Source organism: Streptomyces sp. NBC_01320, assembly GCF_035974375.1.
Lineage (GTDB): Bacteria > Actinomycetota > Actinomycetes > Streptomycetales > Streptomycetaceae > Streptomyces > Streptomyces yanii.
Genome location: NZ_CP108390.1, coordinates 8,301,281 through 8,320,637, shown reverse-complemented (window position 1 = coordinate 8,320,637; position 19,357 = coordinate 8,301,281). Strand labels below are relative to the sequence as shown.

15 protein-coding genes and 3 pseudogenes are annotated in these 19,357 nt (G+C 69.8%); 7 read left to right on the top strand and 11 right to left on the bottom strand.

Annotation, left to right across the window (positions count from 1 at the left end):
* The first annotated feature begins 37 nt into the window (after nt 1-37).
* Entirely contained in the window at nt 38-4,081 is a 4,044-nt protein-coding gene (locus OG395_RS58515) for a ThuA domain-containing protein (RefSeq protein WP_442818637.1), read from the top strand.
* Between the two features lie 285 nt (nt 4,082-4,366).
* Here OG395_RS58515 and OG395_RS37845 read toward each other — a convergent pair whose 3' ends face one another.
* Both OG395_RS37845 and OG395_RS37840 read right to left on the bottom strand, forming a co-directional pair.
* Entirely contained in the window at nt 4,367-4,702 is a 336-nt protein-coding gene (locus tag OG395_RS37845; protein ID WP_327246959.1) for a chorismate mutase, read from the bottom strand.
* 11 nt (nt 4,703-4,713) lie between these two features.
* Complete coding sequence (locus tag OG395_RS37840; protein ID WP_327246958.1) at nt 4,714-5,613, bottom strand: helix-turn-helix domain-containing protein; 900 nt, start codon at nt 5,611-5,613, stop codon at nt 4,714-4,716.
* 253 nt (nt 5,614-5,866) lie between these two features.
* Here OG395_RS37840 and OG395_RS37835 point away from each other — a divergent pair, with 253 nt between their 5' ends.
* Entirely contained in the window at nt 5,867-7,681 is a 1,815-nt protein-coding gene (locus OG395_RS37835) for a glycoside hydrolase family 35 protein (RefSeq protein WP_327246957.1), read from the top strand.
* Nucleotides 7,682-7,703: 22 nt separating this feature from the next.
* Here the strand turns inward: OG395_RS37835 and OG395_RS37830 are convergent, their stop codons facing one another.
* A complete protein-coding gene (locus tag OG395_RS37830; RefSeq protein WP_327246956.1) occupies nt 7,704-8,480 on the bottom strand; it encodes a S1 family peptidase in 777 nt (258 codons plus the stop codon).
* 189 nt (nt 8,481-8,669) lie between these two features.
* Between OG395_RS37830 and OG395_RS37825 the strand changes: the two genes are divergently transcribed.
* Together OG395_RS37825 and OG395_RS37820 are read left to right on the top strand one after the other, a co-directional pair.
* Nucleotides 8,670-9,578, top strand: a complete 909-nt coding sequence (locus OG395_RS37825; protein ID WP_327246955.1) for a hypothetical protein — start codon at nt 8,670-8,672, stop codon at nt 9,576-9,578.
* A gap of 48 nt (nt 9,579-9,626) precedes the next feature.
* Nucleotides 9,627-11,129 carry an ankyrin repeat domain-containing protein gene (locus OG395_RS37820; protein ID WP_327246954.1) on the top strand — a complete coding sequence of 501 codons (1,503 nt, stop codon included), beginning with the start codon at nt 9,627-9,629 and terminating at the stop codon, nt 11,127-11,129.
* Here OG395_RS37820 and OG395_RS37815 read toward each other — a convergent pair.
* Nucleotides 11,089-12,315 carry an NADH:flavin oxidoreductase gene (locus OG395_RS37815; RefSeq protein WP_327249580.1) on the bottom strand — a complete coding sequence of 409 codons (1,227 nt, stop codon included), beginning with the start codon at nt 12,313-12,315 and terminating at the stop codon, nt 11,089-11,091. The genes OG395_RS37820 and OG395_RS37815 overlap by 41 nt on opposite strands.
* Nucleotides 12,316-12,471: 156 nt before the next feature.
* Between OG395_RS37815 and OG395_RS37810 the strand changes: the two are divergent.
* Nucleotides 12,472-12,869, top strand: a pseudogene (locus OG395_RS37810) (enoyl-CoA hydratase-related protein); the annotation flags it as partial.
* Nucleotides 12,865-12,981 (top strand): annotated as a pseudogene (locus tag OG395_RS37805) (nitronate monooxygenase); the annotation flags it as partial. The pseudogenes OG395_RS37810 and OG395_RS37805, both read left to right, overlap by 5 nt.
* Before the next feature lie 145 nt (nt 12,982-13,126).
* Here OG395_RS37805 and OG395_RS37800 read toward each other — a convergent pair.
* From OG395_RS37800 to OG395_RS37780, 5 genes and pseudogenes are all read right to left on the bottom strand, one after another.
* Nucleotides 13,127-14,773 (bottom strand): DEAD/DEAH box helicase, encoded by a 1,647-nt coding sequence (locus tag OG395_RS37800; RefSeq protein WP_327246953.1) that lies wholly within the window; start codon nt 14,771-14,773, stop codon nt 13,127-13,129.
* 237 nt (nt 14,774-15,010) lie between these two features.
* Nucleotides 15,011-15,214 carry a cold-shock protein gene (locus tag OG395_RS37795; RefSeq protein ID WP_003969786.1) on the bottom strand — a complete coding sequence of 68 codons (204 nt, stop codon included), beginning with the start codon at nt 15,212-15,214 and terminating at the stop codon, nt 15,011-15,013.
* Between the two features lie 249 nt (nt 15,215-15,463).
* Nucleotides 15,464-16,095: pseudogene (locus OG395_RS37790) on the bottom strand (beta-ketoacyl synthase N-terminal-like domain-containing protein).
* 34 nt (nt 16,096-16,129) lie between these two features.
* Nucleotides 16,130-16,741, bottom strand: a complete 612-nt coding sequence (locus OG395_RS37785; RefSeq protein WP_327246952.1) for a TetR/AcrR family transcriptional regulator — start codon at nt 16,739-16,741, stop codon at nt 16,130-16,132.
* 237 nt (nt 16,742-16,978) lie between these two features.
* Nucleotides 16,979-17,482 carry a pyridoxamine 5'-phosphate oxidase family protein gene (locus tag OG395_RS37780; protein ID WP_327246951.1) on the bottom strand — a complete coding sequence of 168 codons (504 nt, stop codon included), beginning with the start codon at nt 17,480-17,482 and terminating at the stop codon, nt 16,979-16,981.
* A 161-nt stretch (nt 17,483-17,643) separates the two neighbouring features.
* Between OG395_RS37780 and OG395_RS37775 the strand changes: the two genes are divergently transcribed.
* Nucleotides 17,644-17,934 carry a hypothetical protein gene (locus OG395_RS37775; protein WP_327246950.1) on the top strand — a complete coding sequence of 97 codons (291 nt, stop codon included), beginning with the start codon at nt 17,644-17,646 and terminating at the stop codon, nt 17,932-17,934.
* Here the strand turns inward: OG395_RS37775 and OG395_RS37770 are convergent.
* Entirely contained in the window at nt 17,910-18,506 is a 597-nt protein-coding gene (locus OG395_RS37770; protein WP_327246949.1) for a HutD/Ves family protein, read from the bottom strand. The genes OG395_RS37775 and OG395_RS37770 overlap by 25 nt on opposite strands.
* Nucleotides 18,503-19,222, bottom strand: coding sequence for a vWA domain-containing protein (locus OG395_RS37765; RefSeq protein ID WP_327246948.1), 720 nt, complete (start codon nt 19,220-19,222; stop codon nt 18,503-18,505). Before OG395_RS37765 ends, OG395_RS37770 begins: the two co-directional genes overlap by 4 nt.
* Nucleotides 19,223-19,357: the final 135 nt, after the last annotated feature.

The following is a 19,357-nucleotide window of genomic DNA, read 5'->3' as shown; positions in this document are numbered from 1 at the left end:
TCACTCTTCCGTCTCCGGATCGAGTCAAGGAGCAAGCATGGGCAAGAGAGACCGGTTGGCCCTGTCAAGACGAAGCGGATCGCCGCCGTCGCGTCCTGCGCTGACCTCTCGTCACGCGTGGCCCTGGCGCCGCGCGGTCGTTCTGCTGTCCAGCGCCGCACTGACCGTGGGGCTGTCCGCGCTGCCTTCCGTGCAGGCACAGGCGCAGCCGCCCGTCGAAAGAGTCAGCCAGGACCAGGGCGCCGCCACCGAAACCCAAGTGAACGTCCTGGTCTTCCACGGACCGGCCGCCAAGCAGGACGACCCGGTCAACAAGGCCACGGCGGCGATCGAGAACCTCGGCGAGAAGAACGGGTTCAAGGTCGTCGAGTCCGAGGACGCGAGCGTGTTCAACACCTCCGACCTCGCCAAGTACCGAGGGGTGGTGTTCCTGTCGGCCGATGGAGTGACGCTCAACGCCGAGCAGGAGGCCGCGTTCCAGTCGTACATCAACAACGGAGGCGGCTTCGTCGGCGTCCACGACGCCGCCCGGGCCCAGTCCGACTCCTCCTGGTTCACCGGGCTGATCGGCACCCGCCCGGCCCTGGGCCTTCCCGACCCCGAGAAGGTCGTCGAGAGCGCGGTCAACGGGGACAACCCGCCGAACGAAACCAAGGACAAGCTGTTCGACGGCAAGAACGACACCAAGTGGCTGGCCCGTACGCCGACCGGCTGGGTCACCATGAAGCTGGACAAGCCCGTCGCGGTGGTCAACTACGCGTTGACCTCCGCCAACGACTCCTCGGGACGGGACCCGAAGGACTGGAAGCTGCAGGGCTCGGAGGACGGCGAGACCTGGAAGACCCTGGACACCCGGACCGGCGAGACCTTCTCGTCGCGTTTCCAGACCAGGCAGTTCCAGTTCACCAACAGCACGGCCTACCAGCACTACCGGCTGGAGATCACCGCCAACAGCGGTGAGCCGCTTACCCAGTTGGCCGAGCTGCGGCTCTTCAGCGCCAAACCGACGCCCCCGCAGGATTCCAAGGTCCAGCAGGCCGTCGTTGATGTGACGGATCGTCAACATCCCGCGAACAAGGGACTTCCGCTCAACTGGACCCGCTCCGACCAGTGGATCAACTGGGACCCCAATCCGATCGGCAAGGTCCACACCATTGCCCAGGTCGAGGAGGGGAAGTACAAGCCGGGTCTCAGCGCCAACGGCCCGTTCCACCCGATCTCGTGGTGCCGGGACTACGAGGGCGGCCGGTCCTTCTACACCGGAATGGGCCGCACCGAGGAGAGCTACACCACCGACACGAAGTTCCAGAGCCACCTCCTCGGCGCCATCCAGTGGACCACCGGCATGGTCCGTGGCGACTGCCAGGCGACCATCGCGTCCAACTACAAGACCGAGCGGCTGACCGCCCAGAACCAGGCGGGGCAGCTCGACCAGATCGGTGAGCCGCACGGCCTCACCATGGCCCCCGACGGCAAGGCCTTCTACATCGGCAAGGCCGCCTGCCCGTCCGGCCCGATCAGTTCCTGGAACGACCCCAAGGTCGGCCTGGGCTGCGGCACCATCCACCAGTGGGACTCCAAGACCAAGCAGGTCAAGCTGCTCACCACACTCGATGTGATGGGCAACCGGGGCAGCGGTGACGAACTGGTCAAGAACGAGGAAGGCCTCGTCGGCATCACCCTCGACCCGAAGTTCGAGAAGAACGGGTGGATCTACATCTACTGGATGCCGCACGAGTCGATCGACCGCGACAAGCGGATCGGCCAGCGGACGGTCTCCCGGCTGACCTACGACTTCGCGACCGAGTCCATCGACCGGTCCACCCGCAAGGACCTGCTGCACTGGGACACCCAGATCCACAGCTGCTGCCACGCCGGCGGCGGCATGTCCTTCGACAAGGACGGCAACCTCTACATCGGCTCCGGTGACAGCAACTCCTCCGGCGGCTCCAGCGGATACTCCGGGAACAACTGGACCCAGGACTACAAGGGTGTCTCCTTCCAGGACGCCCGCCGCACCGCCGGCAACACCAACGACCTCAACGGCAAGATCATCCGTATCCACCCCGAGTCCGACGGCACCTACACCATCCCCAAGGGCAACCTCTTCGCGCCGGGCACGGCCAAGACCCGCCCGGAGATCTACGTGATGGGTGTCCGCAACATCGCTCGGCTCTCCGTCGACCCGGTGCACAACTGGCTGAACGCCGGCTGGGTCGGGCCGGACGCGGGAGCGTCGAGTCCGGAGCTGGGCCCGGCCAAGTACGAGACGGCCACCATCATCACCTCCGCGGGCAACCAGGGCTGGCCGTACTGCATGGGCAACCGGCAGCCGTACCGTGACCGCAGCAACACCGACGCCAGTGTCCTCACCGGCTGGTACGACTGCGACAACCTCAAGAACGAGTCGCCGCGCAACACCGGCCTGGTGGACATCCCGCCGGCCCGCGACAACATGATCTGGTACTCACCCCAGGGCGGCGGCCCCGTCTTCCCCAAGCGCTCCGACGGCAGCGGTGTCCCGAGCTACGTCGACAGCGAGGCCACCTACACCCAGCCGTACCTCAAGGGCGGCGGCCAGGCCATCATGTCCGGTCCGACCTACCACCGCTCCCAGGTGGACACCAAGAGCGGTGTCGCCTGGCCGGCGTACTGGGAGGACAAGTGGTTCATCGGTGACGAGTCCAACTCCAACAACCGGGTCGCGGTGACCGTCGACCCCGACCAGGTCAAGGACGCGGGCGCGCCGGCCTTCGGCGAGGACCTGCGCAGCATCATCGCGCCCGGCAGCGGCGGCACCCAGCTGCAGAGCTGGATGGACGCCAAGTTCGGTCCCGACGGTGCGCTGTACATGCTCGACTACGCGGGCGGTTTCTTCAGCCTGCACTCCAACCAGAAGCTCATCCGCATCACCTACCAGGGTGGCCCGGCCACCCCGAAGCCGCAGGACGCCGGAGCACGGGTGGTCACCCAGAGCAAGCCCAAGACGGTGGCGTTCTCCGGTGCCAAGGTCGGCGGTGTGGCCTGGGAGTGGGACTTCGGTGACGGCAGCGCGCCGTCGCACGAGACCAACCCCACGCACACCTACGCCGACTACGGCACGTACCACGCGAAGCTGACGGTCACCTACGCCGACGGTGAGAAGGCCACAGCGACGTTCGACGCCAAGGCCGGCTGCCCTGCGCCCGACGCCCGTCCGACCGTCAAGCTGCTCGACACCGACACCGGCGTGGCCAACCACCGCGCGGGTGGCGGCTGCACCGTCAACGACCTGATCGACGACGAGGCGTCCTGGCGGAACCACGGCGAGTTCGTCAGCCACGTCAACGGCGTGGTCAACGACCTCCGCAAGGAGGACGTCCTCGACAACCGCGAGTCGGCGGCGATCAGCAAGGCGGCGGCGCAGAGCGAGATCGGCAAGGTCGCCGGGTACCGGCCCCTCTTCGACGGGACCGCGGCGAGCCTCGCCGACTGGCGGCAGGCCGGCCCCGGGAAGTTCTCCCTCCAGCCCGACGGCACCATCCGCAGTTCAGGTGGCCTGGGCATGCTGTGGTACGCCAAGCAGGAGCTCGGAGACTTCTCGGTCAGGCTCCAGTTCCGGGACATGGCTCCGGGTACCGGCAACGCCAACAGCGGTGTCTTCATCCGGTTCCCGGATCCGCGGACGCCGCTGGCCGACCGCCCGGCCGGTAGTTGCGGGACGGTCGGTTCGGCTCGCACCGCCCCCGAGTGGCTCGCGATCTACTGCGGTCAGGAGATCCAGATCTACGACGGGGCCACGGGCGAGGTCCAGAAGACCGGCTCGGTGTACAACTTCAAGCCGGTGGGCCTGGACAAGGCAGGGGTGACCCCGAAGGGCCAGTGGAACGACTACGAGATCCGCGCGGTCGGGCAGCACTACACGATCATCCGCAACGGCGTGGTGATCAACGAGTTCGACAACACGCCCGGCAAGTCGTCGTCCCGGGCGGGTGACCCGCCCACGGACCTGCGTCAGTTCCTCAGCGGGTACGTGGGGTTGCAGAACCACAGCAACAACGACCTGATCGACTTCCGCAACATCCGGGTGCGGAACCTGTAGTCGCGAGCGGTCAACCCGAAGCGTGACTCCGGGGGAGGCATACCCCTCGGACACTCGCTGTAACGGCACGGAAGCGAGGGCCGCGGCCTTGAGGTCGCGGCCCTCGCTGCGTGTTCGTACCTGACTGATGTTCGTCAGGGCTTCGTGGAGTGGGTGATCTCCGTGGACGTCGCCGGCTCAGGACGTGATGGAGGCCCGGAAGTGGTGCTGCAGCAATGACGGCCCCGTGCCCGCGGGGCCCCGGGGCGCGCGCTCGGCTCGCCGTACGGCGCAGGGTGCAGAGGATCAGTTCTCGGGGGCTGCGTCGCCGGCCGGGGGGTCACCGGCAATCCGCTCATGGTGCCTGATCACCTCGGCGATGATGAAGTTCAGGAGCTTCTCGGCGAAGGCGGGGTCGAGTTTCGCGTTCTCGGCGAGGCGGCGCAGGCGGGCGATCTGTTCGGTTTCGCGGGTCGGGTCGGCCGGGGGCAGTTTGTGGTTCGCCTTGAGGTGGCCGACCTGCTGGGTGCACTTGAAGCGCTCGGCGAGCATGTGGACAACAGCAGCGTCGATGTTGTCGATGCTCTCGCGGAGCCGGTTCAGTTCCGCGCGTACGGACTCGTCGATGTCGCTGGGGGTCATGGTCGTCGAGCTTAGACGCCCGGGGTCCACGCGGTGATCGTCGGTGGGTGTTCGGGGTCGGGGACCCGGTCGCTCCAGCCGCCGGGAACGGCGCGGCCCTGTTGTTCGCGGAAGCGGACGGGGGCGGTGCCGACGCGGCGGGCGAAGAGGCGGGAGAAGTAGGCGGGGTCGTCGTAGCCGACGCGGCGGGCGACTGCGGCGACCGGCAGGTCGGTTGCGGCGAGGAGCTCTTTGGCTCGGCCGAGGCGGATGCCGAGGAGGTAGTCCTTGGGGCTGCAGCCGGCGCCGCGGCGCACGGCGGTGCGCAGTTCGGCGGGGGTCATGCTGTGGCGGGCCGCGTGTTCGGCGACGGAGAGGGGCTGGAATGCGTCGCGGGCGAGCGCCTGCAGGACGGGGTCGCCGTCGGGGCTGACATCGGCACGGGCGCGGCGCAGGGCGACGAGGAGTTCGTGGACGGCGGCGCCGGTCTCGACTTCGAGGAGGGGATTGCCGCGTCTGGCGGCGCGCACCATGCGGCTGACGGCGGCGCGTGCTCCTGCGGTGTCGGCGAGGGGGACGAGGGGGCGGTCGGGTTCGATGTAGCCGAGTTCGGTGTAGGTGGTGGTGGCGGGGCCGGTGAAGTCGACGAATGCTTCGTCCCAGCCGGTGCCGGGGTCGGCGCCGTAGTGGTGCGGGGTGCCGGGGGTGAGCCAGATGAGGCTGGGGGCGGTGACGGGTATGCGGCGGCCGTCGGGGCCGCTGAACCAGCCGCTGCCGGAGTTGATGACGACGGCGACGTGGTGGTCGAGGGTGCGGGGGCCCACGGTGGGCAGGGCGCCGTGTTGCAGGCCGACGCCCAGGCAGACGAGGCCGAGGCGGTGGTGGAGCGGGCTGGGCGTGAAGAATCGCATCCAGGTGTGGTACGTCGGCATCGGCTTTCCTTCCTCCGCTCGGCTCGGCCGGGCTCGACTCCGCCGGGCTCGCTTCGGCTCGGTCGGCCGCGGTGATCTGCGCATTGTGTCCAAACAGCAGTGATCTTTGTCCATGGACCGGCTGCACGCCAGGGGGCGAGGCTGGATGGAACATTCCTCCCGGGTTCGCCCGCTCCGTGGTGCGTGCCGTTGTGCGGCCCCGGGGTGTGCGGGCCCGGGGGTGGGACCGGCGCAACAGGAGAGTACGAGCACGATGGCTGATTTCACCGTGGGGGACGACCACTTCCGGCTCGACGGGAAGCCCGTACGCCTGCTGTCGGGGGCGCTGCACTATTTCCGGGTGCACGAGGCGCAGTGGGATCACCGGCTGTCGATGCTGCGGGCGATGGGCCTGAACTGTGTGGAGACGTATGTTCCGTGGAATCTGCATGAGCCGGAGCCCAGGGTGTTCCGGGAGGTGGCGGCGCTCGGCCGGTTCCTGGATGCGGCGCACCGGGCGGGGCTGTGGGCGATCGTGCGCCCGGGTCCGTACATCTGTGCCGAGTGGGAGAACGGCGGGTTGCCCGCGTGGGTGACGGGCCGGTTCGGGCGGCGGGTTCGGACGCGTGACGCCGGGTATCTGGAGGCGGTCGAGCGGTGGTTCGCCGAGTTGTTGCCGCAGGTGGTGGAGCGGCAGATCGACCGCGGCGGCCCGGTGGTCATGGTTCAGGTGGAGAACGAGTACGGGAGCTACGGCACCGATCAGGTCTATCTGGGGCGGCTGGCGGAGGTGCTGCGTGGGCACGGGGTGAGTGTGCCGCTGTTCACGTCGGACGGGCCGGAGGACCACATGCTGACGGGTGGTTCCGTGCCGGGGTTGCTGGCGACGGTGAATTTCGGCTCGGGGGCGCGTGAGGCGTTCGAGGTGCTGCGCCGGCATCAGCCGGAGGGTCCGCTGATGTGTATGGAGTTCTGGTGCGGCTGGTTCGAGCACTGGGGTGCCGCGTCGGTGGTTCGGGATCCGGCGGAGGCCGCGGAGGCCCTGCGGGAGATTCTGGAGTGCGGGGCGTCGGTGAATGTCTACATGGCGCACGGGGGGACGAATTTTGCGGGCTGGGCGGGAGCGAACCGCTCGGGTCCGGTGCAGGACCAGGATCTTCAGCCGACGGTGACGTCGTACGACTACGATGCGCCGATCGACGAGTACGGGCGGCCGACCGAGAAGTTCTGGCTGTTCCGGAAGGTCCTGGCGGAGTTCGCGGACGGTCCGCTTCCGGAGCTGCCGCCGGAGCCGTCCGGGCTTGCGGCGCCGGTTCGTGCGGAGCTGACCGGGTGGGCGCCGCTGTCCGTGGTGCTGGAGGTGCTGGGCGACCCCGAACGGGCGGAGTCCGGTGTACCGCCGACGTTCGAGGAGCTGGGCGTGGACCGGGGGCTGGTGCGGTACGAGGTCGCCGTTCCGGGTTTGCGACGCCCGTATGCGCTGGGTGTGACCGGGCTCCGGGACCGGGCGGTGGTGTATGTGAACGGGGTCCGGGCGGGCGTGCTCAGCGGCGAGAACGCCACCCTCGACGAGCCGGTGGCCGGGCCCGCGTGGGTCGAGCTGTGGGTGGAGTCGCTGGGCCGGGTCAATTACGGGCCGCGGCTGGGTGAGCCGAAGGGCATCACGGGCGGCGTCCGGCACGAGCGGCAGTATCTGCACGGGGTGAGCGCGCGGGCGCTGCGGCTGGCCGCTTTCGAGGAGCCGGGTGCGGTGGACGCGGTGCCGTTCGGAGCTGTCGCCGAGAGGGGTCGTGCCGGGCTGTACCGGGGTTGGTTCGAGTCGGCGATTTCGGCGGACGCGGGTCTTCCGGATCACGCGGGGATCGAACTTCCGGGCTGGACACGCGGGTTCGTCTGGGTGAACGGTTTCTGTCTGGGCCGGTACTGGTCGGCGGGCCCGCAGCGGACACTGTATGTACCGGGTCCGGTGCTGCGGGAGGGCGTCAACGAGGTGTGGGTGCTGGAGGTGGAGGGCGCCGGGGATCCGTGGGTGGAGCTGGGTCCGGGTGTGCCCGTCCGGACGGGCACACCCGGGGGTGCTCAGGGCTGATGCGGTGGGGCCGGCCGGGGCGTCAGAGTGTGGCTGCCGCGGAGGCGATGTTCGCGGCGAAGGTCGATACCTCGCTGTACACCCCGGGGTAGCCGGGTTCGGCGCAGCCCTGGCCCCAGCTGACGATGCCGACCTGGATCCAGGCCCCGGCGTCGTCCTTGCGGAACATGGGGCCGCCGGAGTCGCCCTGGCAGGTGTCGACGCCGCCGGTGTCGATGTATCCGGCGCAGATCTCCTCGCCGGGTACGAGGTCGCTGCCGTATGCGTCCTGGCAGTCGGCGTCGGAGACGTACGGGACGGTGGCCTTCAGCAGGTAGCGCTGCTGGCCGCCGCCCTCGGCGGCGGCGCCCCAGCCTGCGATGGTGAAGGTACCGGTGTTGTACGTGGTGTTGGTGGCGATCTTCAGGGTCGGCAGGTCGATGGGCTTGGCGAGCTTGATGAGCGCCCAGTCCTTGCCCACGCCGGTGTAGCCGGGTGCCTGGAGGACCTTGGTCGATCTGACCTTGATGGCGCCGGCGGACTGCAGGTCGACGACGCCCGCGGTGGCGGTGATGGAGGTGTTCTTGCCCGAGCCGTTCACGCAGTGTGCGGCGGTGAGGACGATGTTCTTGGCGTAGAGGGCACCGCCGCAGCCCATGGAGAGCCGGACCATGAAGGGGAACTCGCCCTGGGCGGCGCGGGTGCCGCCGACGACGGGGGCGGGTGCCGCGGATGCTCCGGCGGGCTGGAGACTGACGGCGGCGAGGACCACCGCCGCTATGACGGAACATCTTTTCAGGGCGCGCAGAAGCTGCTTCAACGGGGTGCCTTCTTTCGTGGGGGGTCGTTTGGGCATGTGCCTGACAAAGGCATGGGCCGGATTATCGGGAAGCGCTCCCAGTCCTCACAAGGTCCGCATTTCGGCCAAGATCGCGAGCGATGTACGGGGCTGTTCTCGCCGCTGTTGCGCTCGCATCCGCTTACAGTGGAAGCCGGTTGAGCGTCACGGATGGGGGGTGCGGACGTGCCGGACGGCAGCCCGGTGGTGCATGGCTTCCCTCATCTGGACATCGTCCGGTCCGCGATCACGGCGCTGTACCGGAGGCTGTCGTACGACGGTGTGCTCAGGTACGCCCCGAGCCTGCTGCCCGCCGACGCGGCCTTCTCCGACCAGGACGATCTATATCTGGGGGCGCAGCGCGTGGCGCGGGCGATGGTCCGGCATCTGCATCTGCCGGATGCCCGCGTGATCGTCGGGTTCCGGACGATGGAGCATGCGGGGAGTGTCGAACTCGCGGCGGGGCCCGAGTACTTCATCGAGCTGAACGACCGCTTCCGCACTCATCGCAGGGACATCGGTGCCGCGCTGTCGCACGAGGTGATGCATGTGCTGTTGCACCGGCTGGGTCTGGAGTTCCCCGGTACGCGGGACAACGAGATCCTGACCGACACGGCGGCGGCGTATCTGGGGGCGGGCTGGCTGCTGCTCGACGCGTTCCGGGAGGACGCCGCCTCCAGTCAGAAGCTCGGCTATCTCACCCCGGAGGAGTTCGGGTACGTCCTGGCCAAGCGGGCGTTGGTGTTCGACGAGGATCCGTCGCCGTGGTTCACGAGTCCGCAGGCGTATACGGCGTACGTGAAGGGACGGACGCTGGCGCTGCGCGACGCGCAGCAGCCTCCGCTGGCGGCGACGGGCTGGGCCGGCCGGCACCGTTACGCGAAGGACCGGCGGTACGCCCAGGACCATGCAGGGGCCGCCGCGCACCCCGGGGTCCCGTACCGGTTCGAAGGGGGTCCGGGGGGTTGGCGGGTCTCGTTCGCCTGCCCGACCTGCCACCAGCGCATCCGAGTACCGGTCCGCGGCCGGGTGCGGGCGCGGTGCGGGTTGTGCCGCACCGTACTGGACTGCAATACCTGAGCCCGTCGGGGCCCTCCGTCGTAGAGTCGATGGGTGGCAGAAGATCCGGTGACGGACACACGGAACCTGTTCGGGGCCGTGCACGAGGGTGAGGACGCCGTCGTGCGGCTGCTGCGCGCGGGGGCTCCCGCCGAGGCGGTCGACGAGGACGGTACGACGGCGCTCTATCTGGCGGCGGTGTCGGACCGGCCGGGTGTGGTGCGGCTGCTGCTGGCGGCGGGCGCCGATCCGGACCGGGCGTGCGGGCCCGAGGCCGGCGATCTGCCGATCTGCGGGGCGGTGTGCGGCGGGCACACGGAGGTCGTCGAGGCGCTGCTGGCGGCCGGGGCGCAGCCCGATCTGCGGGAGCAGTTCCGGTTCACGGCGCTGCGATGGGCGGTGGGTCTGGGTCATGCGCGGATCGCGGAGGCGCTGCTCGCCCATGGTGCGGACCCCGATCTGCCGGGACCGGGGCCGGGCCATGAACCGCCGCTGGTGTTCGCGGTACGGCGCGGGTCTCTGGAGACCGTGCGGGCGCTGCTGCGGTACGGGGCGGGTGCGCGGGCCGGGTCGTTGGACGAAGCGCTGCGGGAGGCGCAAGGGATGCTTGCGCTGGATGTGGAGCAGGAGATGCGGCGCGCGCTCCGGGAGATGTACGGGGACGGGCCGGGGATGGTGGTGCGTCGCACGGCGGTGGACGGCGGGGAGACGGTGACCGTCGAACTGGTACGGGACGGGGAGCCGTTCGCGGGGCAGGAGCAACAGACGGGGCACGGTGCGATCGCCACGGTCCTGGAGGGGGAGCTGGGTCTGCGGACGCCGTACGCGGAGCTGGCGGCGCGGGCGCTGCGCGGCGGGAACCCGGAACTGGACAACTGGCACGAGGCGGTCGAGGTGCTGTGGCGGCGGGGCGACGAGGAGACGTTCCAGGCGGGCGCCGCATGGTGCGCGAGCGACGGTGAGCCGTTGCGGCAGGCGTTCGGTGCGGATGTGCTGGCCCAGCTCGGTTTCCGCACCGGGTCGAAGCCTTTTGCCGCCCGTTCGGTTCCGCTGCTGCGGAGGCTGGCGCGGGAGGCGGCGGACACGGAGCTGATCCGGTCGGTGGTGCTGGGGCTGGGGCACCATGGCGATCCGGTGGCCCTGCCGGAGGTGCTGCGGCATGCGCGGAATCCGGAGCGAGTGGTGCGCCGTGCGGTGACGCTGGCGCTGTTCGACCTGGTCTCCGGTGACCATGCGGAGGGGGTCGCGGCACTGGTGGGGCTGAGCCGGGACACCGATGCGGAGGTGCGGGACTGGGCGACGACGGCGCTCGCCGCGCTGGACGCGGACACGCCGGTGCTCCGCGCGGCGCTGGCGGAGCGGCTGGACGACGCGGATCCGGACACGGTCGCGGAGGCGGCACAGGGCCTGGCGCGCCGTCAGGATCCGCGGGCCGTACCGGTGTTGGAGCGATTGCTGCGGGAGTCGGAGCCGGACGATTATGCGCGGTCGGTGGCAGTCGACGCGACGGCATACGTGGCGGACGGCCCGGTCAGGGAGCGTCTGGAACGGATGTGTCCGCGCCTGCCGTGAGCGGCGCGGTGACGAGCGGGCAGCGGGTGCCCGAGTAGATGGTCGGCATGCACTTGTTGCAGTGGATGCACAGGGAACGCGCTCCGGCATCCTCGGCCATCCGGTTGACCAGGTCCGGCTCGCGCAGCAGCGCCCGGGCCATGGCCACATACTCGAATCCTTCCGCCATGGCCCGTGTGACGGTTTCGCGGCGGCTGATGCCGCCGAGGAGGATCAGCGGGAGGCTGAGCTCCGCCCTGAACTGTCGGGCGGAGGGCAGCAGGAACGCCTCCTCGTACGGGTAGGTGCGCAGGAATCTGCCGCCGGCGAGGCGTACACCGAGGCGCATCGGCTGGGGAAAGACCGCGGCGAACTCGGCGAGCGGTGCGTCGCCGCGGAAGAGGTACATGGGGTTCAGCAGGGAGCTTCCCGCGGTCAGTTCAAGGGCGTCGACCGTGCCGTCGGCCTGGAGCCAGCGGGCGACCTGGAGGCTCTCGTCGAGCCAGAAGCCGCCGGGTACGCCGTCGTCCATGTTGAGTTTGGCGGTGACGGCGATCAGGTCGCCGACCTCGTCGCGGACGGCGCGGGCGATACCGAGTGCCATTTTGGCCCGGTTGGCGAGGCTTCCTCCGTAGGCGTCGTCGCGGCGGTTGAGGCGCCGACTGAGGAATGAGCTGGCGAGGTAGTTGTGGCCGAAGTGCAGTTCGACGGCGTCGAATCCGGACTCGACGGCGAGGCGGGCGGCGGTGGCGTGTGCGCGGGTCACCCGGTCGATGTCGGCGGGCGTCGCCGCTTTCGTCATCCGCATGCCGAGCGGGCTGAGGAAGCGGCAAGGCGCCAGGGCAGGGAGCCGGTTGGAACGGGCGTCGGCGACCGGGCCGGCGTGTCCGAGCTGTGCGCTGACGGCGGCGCCCTCGTCGTGGACCGCGGCGGTGAGGCGGCGCAGCCCGGGCAAGGCTTCCGGGCGCATCCAGATCTGGCGTCGTTCGGTGCGGCCTTCGGGGGCGGCGGCGCAGTACGCGAGGGTGGTCATGCCGACGCCGCCCGCGGCGGGTCTGCGGTGGTAGGCGATCAGGGCGTCGGTGACGAGGCCCTGGGGTGTGACGCCTTCGAAGGTGGCGGACCTGATGATGCGGTTGCGGAGGATGAGCGGGCCGAGGGAGGCGGGGGCGAAGGGATCGGGGGCGAGGCGGTCGTGGGTGTGCATCGTCGGTCTCCGTCTCCGGGGGTGGGATGGGTTCCGGGCGGACCCTCCGTCGCCGTCGAGTCCGACACCCAGGTCGTTGACCACGACCTTCACCCCCTCGGCGGCGAACGCCCGCGCACCTAACAAATGCTTGGTGGAAAGATAGCTGATCCGCTCATGGGTGTCTCCACCTCCAGCCCAGCCCCGCCACAGGCATTTCCGTCGTCACCGTCGACTGTCCGCCCGTCGACGCACTGCCCGTGCAGGGCTGGTACGACCTCGCCGACGCACTCCGCGCCGTGGGCCGCGATCCCGAGGTCCGGTGCGTCGTCCCGGCCGCCGCCGGGCGCGGCTTCAACGCGGGTCTCGACATCAAGGAGATGCAGCGCGACGCCGGGCACGACGCCCTGATCGGCGCCAACCGCGGCTGCTTCGAGGCCTTCGCCGCGGTCTACGAGTGCGAGGTGCCGGTCGTCGCCGCGGTGAACGGCTTCTGTCTCGGCGGCGGCATCGGTCCGGTCGGCAAGGCCGACGCGATCGTGGCGAGCGACGACGCGACGTTCGGTCCGCCTGATGGCGTCGGGTCAGGTGGCGCGCCTGATCGAGGACCTGCCGAGCACCGCGGAGCTGGTGGAACGGGCGATGGAGGAGGCGCGCGAGGTACTGAAGGGACTGTCGCGGGTGTAGGGGCGGGGTGCCAGGTCCGTTCCGGGGCCTCCACGATGCGGAACGAAAAGAGCCGGACAGGCGGTTGGATCCAGCCTGTCCGGCTACCCCCGAACGAGGTTCGATGCGGTGACCGGGTCGACCGGTCACCGCACCTCGTACGCGGCTACGCCGCCCTGCGACCCCGCGCGGCCGCGCTGCCGTTGCTTCGCCCGGAGCCTCCCGCGCGCCCCGAGGACGCGCCCGAACCGTTGCCACGGCCCGCGCCGCCGGCCCGTGCCGCGCCGCCACCCTGCGTGGCCCCGGCCCCGGCTCCGCTTCCGGCGCCGGACCCACCGCGTCGGCCCCGGCCTCGGGTGCCGGAACGGAACGGCGCACCGCCTCCGGTTCCACCGGCCCCGCCCGACCGTGTGCGCGGCTTCGGCTGGGTCGGCTGGGGGACCTCGATGACGACCGCGATGCCGGACGGCTCGCGCGCCCCGGTGATCCGGCTGAGTTCCTCGTCGCTGGACTTGATCCGGGTGGTTCGCGGCGCGATGCCCGCGTCGGCCATCAGCCGGGTCATCTCCCGCTTCTCCTCCGGCAGCACCAGTGTGACGACACTGCCCGATTCCCCGGCGCGCGCCGTGCGACCGCCGCGGTGGAGATAGTCCTTGTGGTCCGTCGGCGGGTCCACGTTCACGACCAGGTCGAGGTCGTCGACGTGGATGCCGCGGGCGGCCACGTTCGTCGCGACGAGTGCGGTGACCTGACCATTCTTGAACTGGTCGAGCGTCCGGTTGCGCTGCGGCTGGGACCGCCCGCCGTGCAGCGCGGCGGCCCGGACACCGCTGGCCAGCAGCCGCTTGGCGAAGCGGTCGGCGGCACGCTTGGTGTCCACGAACATGATCACCCGGCCGTCGCGGGCCGCGATCCTGGTGGCGATGACCTTCTTGTCGGTCTCGTCGGCCACATGCAGCACGTGGTGCTCCATGGTGGTGACGGCGCCCGCGGAGGGGTCGACCGAGTGCACGACCGGGTCGGTCAGGAACATCTTGACCAGCCGGTCGATGTTCTTGTCCAGGGTCGCGGAGAACAGCATCCGCTGACCGTCCGGCTCGACCTGCTTGAGCAGCCCGACGACCTGGGGCATGAAGCCCATGTCGGCCATCTGGTCGGCCTCGTCGAGAACGGTGATGGACACCTGGTCGAGTCGGGCGTCGCCGCGCTCGATGAGGTCCTTCAGCCGGCCCGGCGTGGCGACGAGCACCTCGGCTCCGCGGCGCAGCGTGCCGGCCTGCTTGCTGATCGACATGCCGCCGACGACGGTGGCGAGCCGCAGGTTCACGGATGTCGCGTACGGCGTGAGCGCGTCGGTGACCTGCTGGGCGAGCTCGCGGGTCGGGACGAGGACGAGTGCCAGCGGGGCGCGCGGCTCGGAGCGGCGTCCGGCGGTGCGGGCGAGAAGCGCAAGGCCGAAAGCCAGGGTCTTGCCGGAGCCGGTGCGTCCGCGGCCGAGGATGTCCCGGCCTGCGAGCGAGTTCGGCAGGGTGGCGCCCTGGATCGGGAACGGGTCGGTGACGCCCTGCGCGGCAAGGGTTTTCAGCAGGGCGGCGGGCATGTCCAGCTCGGCGAACGCCTCGACGGCGGGCAGTGCGGGGGTCATGGTTTCGGGCAGGGCGAATTCGCCCTGCGGCGGCGTGGCCCTGCGACGGGGCGACGCCTTGCCGGATCCCTTGCCGGAACCCTTAGCGGTTGCCTGTGCCGGGGCCGTGCCGCGCCCCCTCGACGGGCGGGTGCGGGCGGGTCGGTCCTGGCGTTCGGAGCGGGTCATACGGAATTGCCCTCCTGGGGATTCCTGGGAACTACTTGGGACTGCTGGGACTTCTGGGGACTCTACGGAGCGCGCGTACCGGCTCGTGAATTCTCGGTGAATGTTCGAGAATTCCGGTCGGCATGTGCGTGCGCGCTCGTACCCGTGGGACTCTCGGCGCATTTCCCCGGGACAGCACAAGCCGGGACCCGCACCTTCACGGTGCGGGCCCCGGCTGCGAGGTACGCGTCGCGGCAATTAGGCCGGGACGATGTTCTCCGCCTGCGGGCCCTTCTGGCCCTGCGTGACGTCGAAGGAGACCTTCTGGCCCTCCTGGAGCTCACGGAAGCCCGAGGTGGCGATGTTGGAGTAGTGGGCGAAGACGTCGGCGCCGCCGCCGTCCTGCTCGATGAAGCCGAAGCCCTTTTCCGAGTTGAACCACTTCACGGTTCCAGTAGCCATGTCATTCTCCTCAAGAGGTGCAGTGCCGGAAATCCGCACTTTACGAATTCCAAGTCGCCGCATTGAGCCCCATCCGGAGAAAGCCGGAAAACAATAATGCGCCTGAGGAAGCATTCCCGTCAGGCGCACATAAAGTTCATGGGTACCAAAACTGCAACCGGGCCACCGTAGCACGTTCTGCCGACCAGCGGTGGATCTTGCCACGCCGCCGGTCGGTGGACTTCCGCGGAAGCCTTGGCGGCAACCGGTTCACAGCCGTTCGATGATCGTCACGTTCGCCTGGCCGCCCTCGCACATGGTCTGCAGGCCATAGCGGCCGCCCGTGCGTTCCAGTTCGTGCAGCAGCGTCGTCATCAGCCTGGTGCCGGTGGCGCCGAGCGGGTGCCCGAGCGCGATCGCTCCGCCGTTGACGTCGACGCGGTCCGGGTCGGCACCGGTCTCCTTCGGCCAGGCCGGCACGACCGGCGCGAACGCCTCGTTGGTTCGGTGGCCCGGCGGGAGGCGAAGGCGATCGGGATCTGCGTCATGTTCTGGGTGCCGCCCGCGACGACCGGGTCCTGGGTGCCGGAGAGGACGCCCCGGGCAGCGAAGTGGACGGCCTGCTGCGAGGAGCCGCACTGCCGGTCGACGGTGACGCCGGGGACCTCTTCGGGCAGTCCCGCCGCCGGCCGGCAGGTCCGGGCGATGTGGCCGGCCTGCGGTCCGACGGTGTCGAGGCAGCCGAAGACGACGTCCTCGACGGCCGCCGGGGCGATGCCGGTGCGCTCGACGAGGGCCCTCAGCACATGGGCGCCGAGGTCGGCGGGGTGGACGGCTCCGAGGCCTCCCCTGCGCCGGCCGACCGGGGTGCGTACCGCTTCGACGATGTAGGCCTCGGCCATGACTGCCGCTCCTCGAGAGGTCCGTGAGTGTGGGTTACGTACGCAGAGCGATGCCGTCCAGGACCATCGAGAGGTACTGGCGGGCGATTTCCTCGGGGCTGTGCTGTCCGCCCGGCCGGTACCAGGAGGCCGCGACCCAGACGGTGTCGCGGACGAACCGGTAGGTGAGCCGGATGTCGAGGTCGGCGCGGAAGACCTCGGCGGCGACGCCGCGTTCCAGCGTGCCGAGCCAGGCCTTCTCGAACTTCTGCTGGGAGTCGACGAGATAGGCGAAGCGCGGCTGGGTGGCGAGGTGCTTGGACTCCTTCTGATAGATGGCGACGGCGGCGCGGTGTCGGTCGATCTCCCGGAAGGACTCGGTGACGAGGGCCTCGATGGTCTCGCGGGGGCCGATTCCGGCGGCGAGCACCGTGTCGTAGCCCTCCCAGAGTTCCGTGAGGAAGGTGGAGAGGATCTCGTCGATCATCGATTCCTTGGAATCGAAGTGGTAATAGAGGCTGCCCGCGAGCATCCCGGCCTCGTCCGCGATCCTGCGGACCGTGGTGGCGTTGTATCCCTGCGCGGCAAAGACCTCTGCGGCGATGTCGAGGAGTTCGCGGCGCCGCTCGGGCGAGGGGGTCACCTGGGGCTTCTTCTTGGTAGGCACCCGCCCATTCTCCGCCCGCGCGATGCCCCCGCGGACGCGTCGGCGGGGCCCGGTCAGGCATGTTGGCTGCTGACCGGGACGACTTCGCCCGTCATGTACGAGGAGTGGCCGCTGGCCAAGAGGTCACCCGACAGGCTCTGAGGGGCCGGGGCGTCCGGCGGTCGTTCTGTCCCCGGTCGCCGGGCCGAGGGGCGGTGCCTGCCGGGCCGGCAGGCACCGCAGGCACCCGCTCGGGCGTCAGGTCGTCTCGCGCGGGTTGCCGTCGTCCGATCCGCGGTGGATCGTGCGCAGCGGCTTGCCCGGGCGCCAGACCCGGATGTCCAGATCCTCGTTCTCCACCCCCGTGCTGACGACCTCCGTCAGCTCCGCGCGGAAGAGATGGAACGGCTCCGGCGGCTTCACCTCCCCGATGAAGCGGGCCAGGACGTCGGGGTCGGTCTCCTCCACCGCGTGGCCGCAGACCCGGACGTCGGCGTACTCCATCGCGTCGTCCGGTCCCGGATTCGCGTGCACCGCGAACCGCGGATCGCGCCGCAGGTCCAGCGCCTTGCGTGAGTTCGGCATCATGCCGAGCCACAGCTCACCGAAGCGGAAGTTCACTTCCAGCCCGGTCACGCGTGGTGAACCGTCCTTGCGAAGGGTGGCCAGGATGTGGTGTTTGTGCTGCTCGAAGCGGGCTTGAACGATCTCGGCGAAGCCCGGCTCCGCCACCTGGAACGCTGCCCATGAACTCGATGTCATGGTTTCATCGAACCCTCGAAACCCGACATCTTCTGTCCGGATTTCCGGGCCACCACTGGTTCGGATGCCGTACCGCCATGATCGTGGTGTGCTGTACGAGGCACTTGGCCGTCATCGTGGCGGCGGGGAGGGACTGTTCCCGCGACCCGAGGTGGAATCCGATGGCAATCTTCGTGCATGCCACTTTGTCGGGCGTCACGGCAGACCAGTACGACGCTCTCGACAAAGAACTCCAGGCACTTCCCGGCGACGCCTTCGCCGGATGCCTCTCCCACGTCTGCGTCACGACCGATTCGGGCGTGGAGCTCTTCGACCTGTGGGAGTCGCCGGAGGCCATGGAGAACTTCGGCGCGGCCATGCTGCCGATCGCCCGGAGGCTTGGCCTGCCGATGCCGTCCGGACCGCCGAGGACCGCGCGGACCCACCATTACCGGGTGCCCGAAGCCGCATAGCCCTTCCCGCCGGCCGGTGACAGGGTGATCACCAGCGCCCAGCCCTGGGTGCGGAGCACCACAGGCGCCGCACCCTCCATCAACACCGCGTCATAGCAGTCGAGTTCGATGTCCTGGCCGTCGAGCGCCGCACCGTCCTCCAGTGCGACGGCCAGGACCGTGCCGCCCGCCGGTGCCTGCAGCCGGAGGGTGCCGCGTACGACCGCGACCTCGGCCGCCGTACGTTCCCTGCGGTACATCACATTGAGGTTCATGACGGGGCCGCCGAGGAGTTGCCCGTCCGTCTCCAGGTCCCCGGGGAAGTCGTGGGGCCAGTACTGCTCGTCGACGATGTGGTGCTCGCCGCCCACCATGAGATCCATCCCGGCGCCCTCGACCACGGTCAGCGTGCGGTCGACCCCGGGAAACGAGGAGAACGGCCCGTCCGCGGTCACATCGGCGAGACTGACCCGCCAGTCGAAGTCGTCCAGCGGTGCGCCCCCGGGGGAAGCGGCGATCTCCCGGGTGACTCCCCCGCCGTTCTTCCAGGGCACGGCCGTGCGGTCGGCCGCCCTCAGCACCCGTGGCATCACTTGACGATCCCCTGTGCCCGGGCCGCGGTCAGCCAACTGGGGAATTCGGCGACGAGCCGGTCGTACAGCTCGGAGTCCGGAACCTGCCGCGGATCGAGTCCGGCGTGGAAGAAGCCGGCATTGTCGACGGGGCGCCGTGCGGGCACGGCCAGCTCGTCGAGCTTGTGCAGGAAGTTGAACTGCGAGCTTCGCTTGTTGCCGAAGCCGATGAACTGCCAGAACAGCGGCAGCTTCGCCGCCTTGCAGAGATAGCGCTCCGCCGCCAGTTTGTTGATCGGGCCGCCGTCGGTCTGGAAGACGACGAGCGCGGGTGCGGACGAGCCGCTGTCGAGGTAGTGGTCGATGACCGCGTCCATGGCCAGGTGGTAGCTGGTCTTCCCCATGTGTCCGAGTCCGGCGACGATCCGGTCGACGCGCCCGAGGTGGTTGTCGAGGGCGATGTCGGTGACTGCGTCGATGTCCGTGGAGAAGAAGACGACCGGCACGCGGCCGTCGTCGTCGAGGTGCGCCGACAGGCCGAGGACCCGGTCGGCGAGGGCCTGGACGCTGCCGTCCCTGTAGTACTCCTTCATGGAGCCGGAGTAGTCGAGCACGAGATAGACGGCCGCGCGCTCTCCACTGAGCCGGTGCTTCTGCAGGGAGACCCCGGCGCTCCTGTAGAGGCTGACGAGCGCGGGGGCGGTCTCCTCGACCTTGCGGAGACTGATGCCGGCCATACGGGGCTCCGTTCCTGAGAAGGGAGTTACGAGGCTACGTCACCGTGGCGCACCGGTTGCCGCGTCGTGGACGTCCCGGCCGTTCCCGCACCTGGTCCGTCCCGGCACCCGGCCGCTTCCGCGCGGCCCGCGTTC

Coding starts and splice junctions, on each gene's coding strand:
- OG395_RS37780 (WP_327246951.1), bottom strand. CDS start 17,482: ATGACATCGAGTTCATGGGCAGCGTTCCAGGTGGCGGAGCCGGGCTTC.
- OG395_RS37815 (WP_327249580.1), bottom strand. CDS start 12,315: ATGCACACCCACGACCGCCTCGCCCCCGATCCCTTCGCCCCCGCCTCC.
- OG395_RS37765 (WP_327246948.1), bottom strand. CDS start 19,222: ATGGCCGGCATCAGTCTCCGCAAGGTCGAGGAGACCGCCCCCGCGCTC.
- OG395_RS58515 (WP_442818637.1), top strand. CDS start 38: ATGGGCAAGAGAGACCGGTTGGCCCTGTCAAGACGAAGCGGATCGCCG.
- OG395_RS37845 (WP_327246959.1), bottom strand. CDS start 4,702: ATGACCCCCAGCGACATCGACGAGTCCGTACGCGCGGAACTGAACCGG.
- OG395_RS37825 (WP_327246955.1), top strand. CDS start 8,670: ATGGGGGGTGCGGACGTGCCGGACGGCAGCCCGGTGGTGCATGGCTTC.
- OG395_RS37795 (WP_003969786.1), bottom strand. CDS start 15,214: ATGGCTACTGGAACCGTGAAGTGGTTCAACTCGGAAAAGGGCTTCGGC.
- OG395_RS37800 (WP_327246953.1), bottom strand. CDS start 14,773: ATGACCCGCTCCGAACGCCAGGACCGACCCGCCCGCACCCGCCCGTCG.
- OG395_RS37840 (WP_327246958.1), bottom strand. CDS start 5,613: ATGCCGACGTACCACACCTGGATGCGATTCTTCACGCCCAGCCCGCTC.
- OG395_RS37775 (WP_327246950.1), top strand. CDS start 17,644: ATGGCAATCTTCGTGCATGCCACTTTGTCGGGCGTCACGGCAGACCAG.
- OG395_RS37835 (WP_327246957.1), top strand. CDS start 5,867: ATGGCTGATTTCACCGTGGGGGACGACCACTTCCGGCTCGACGGGAAG.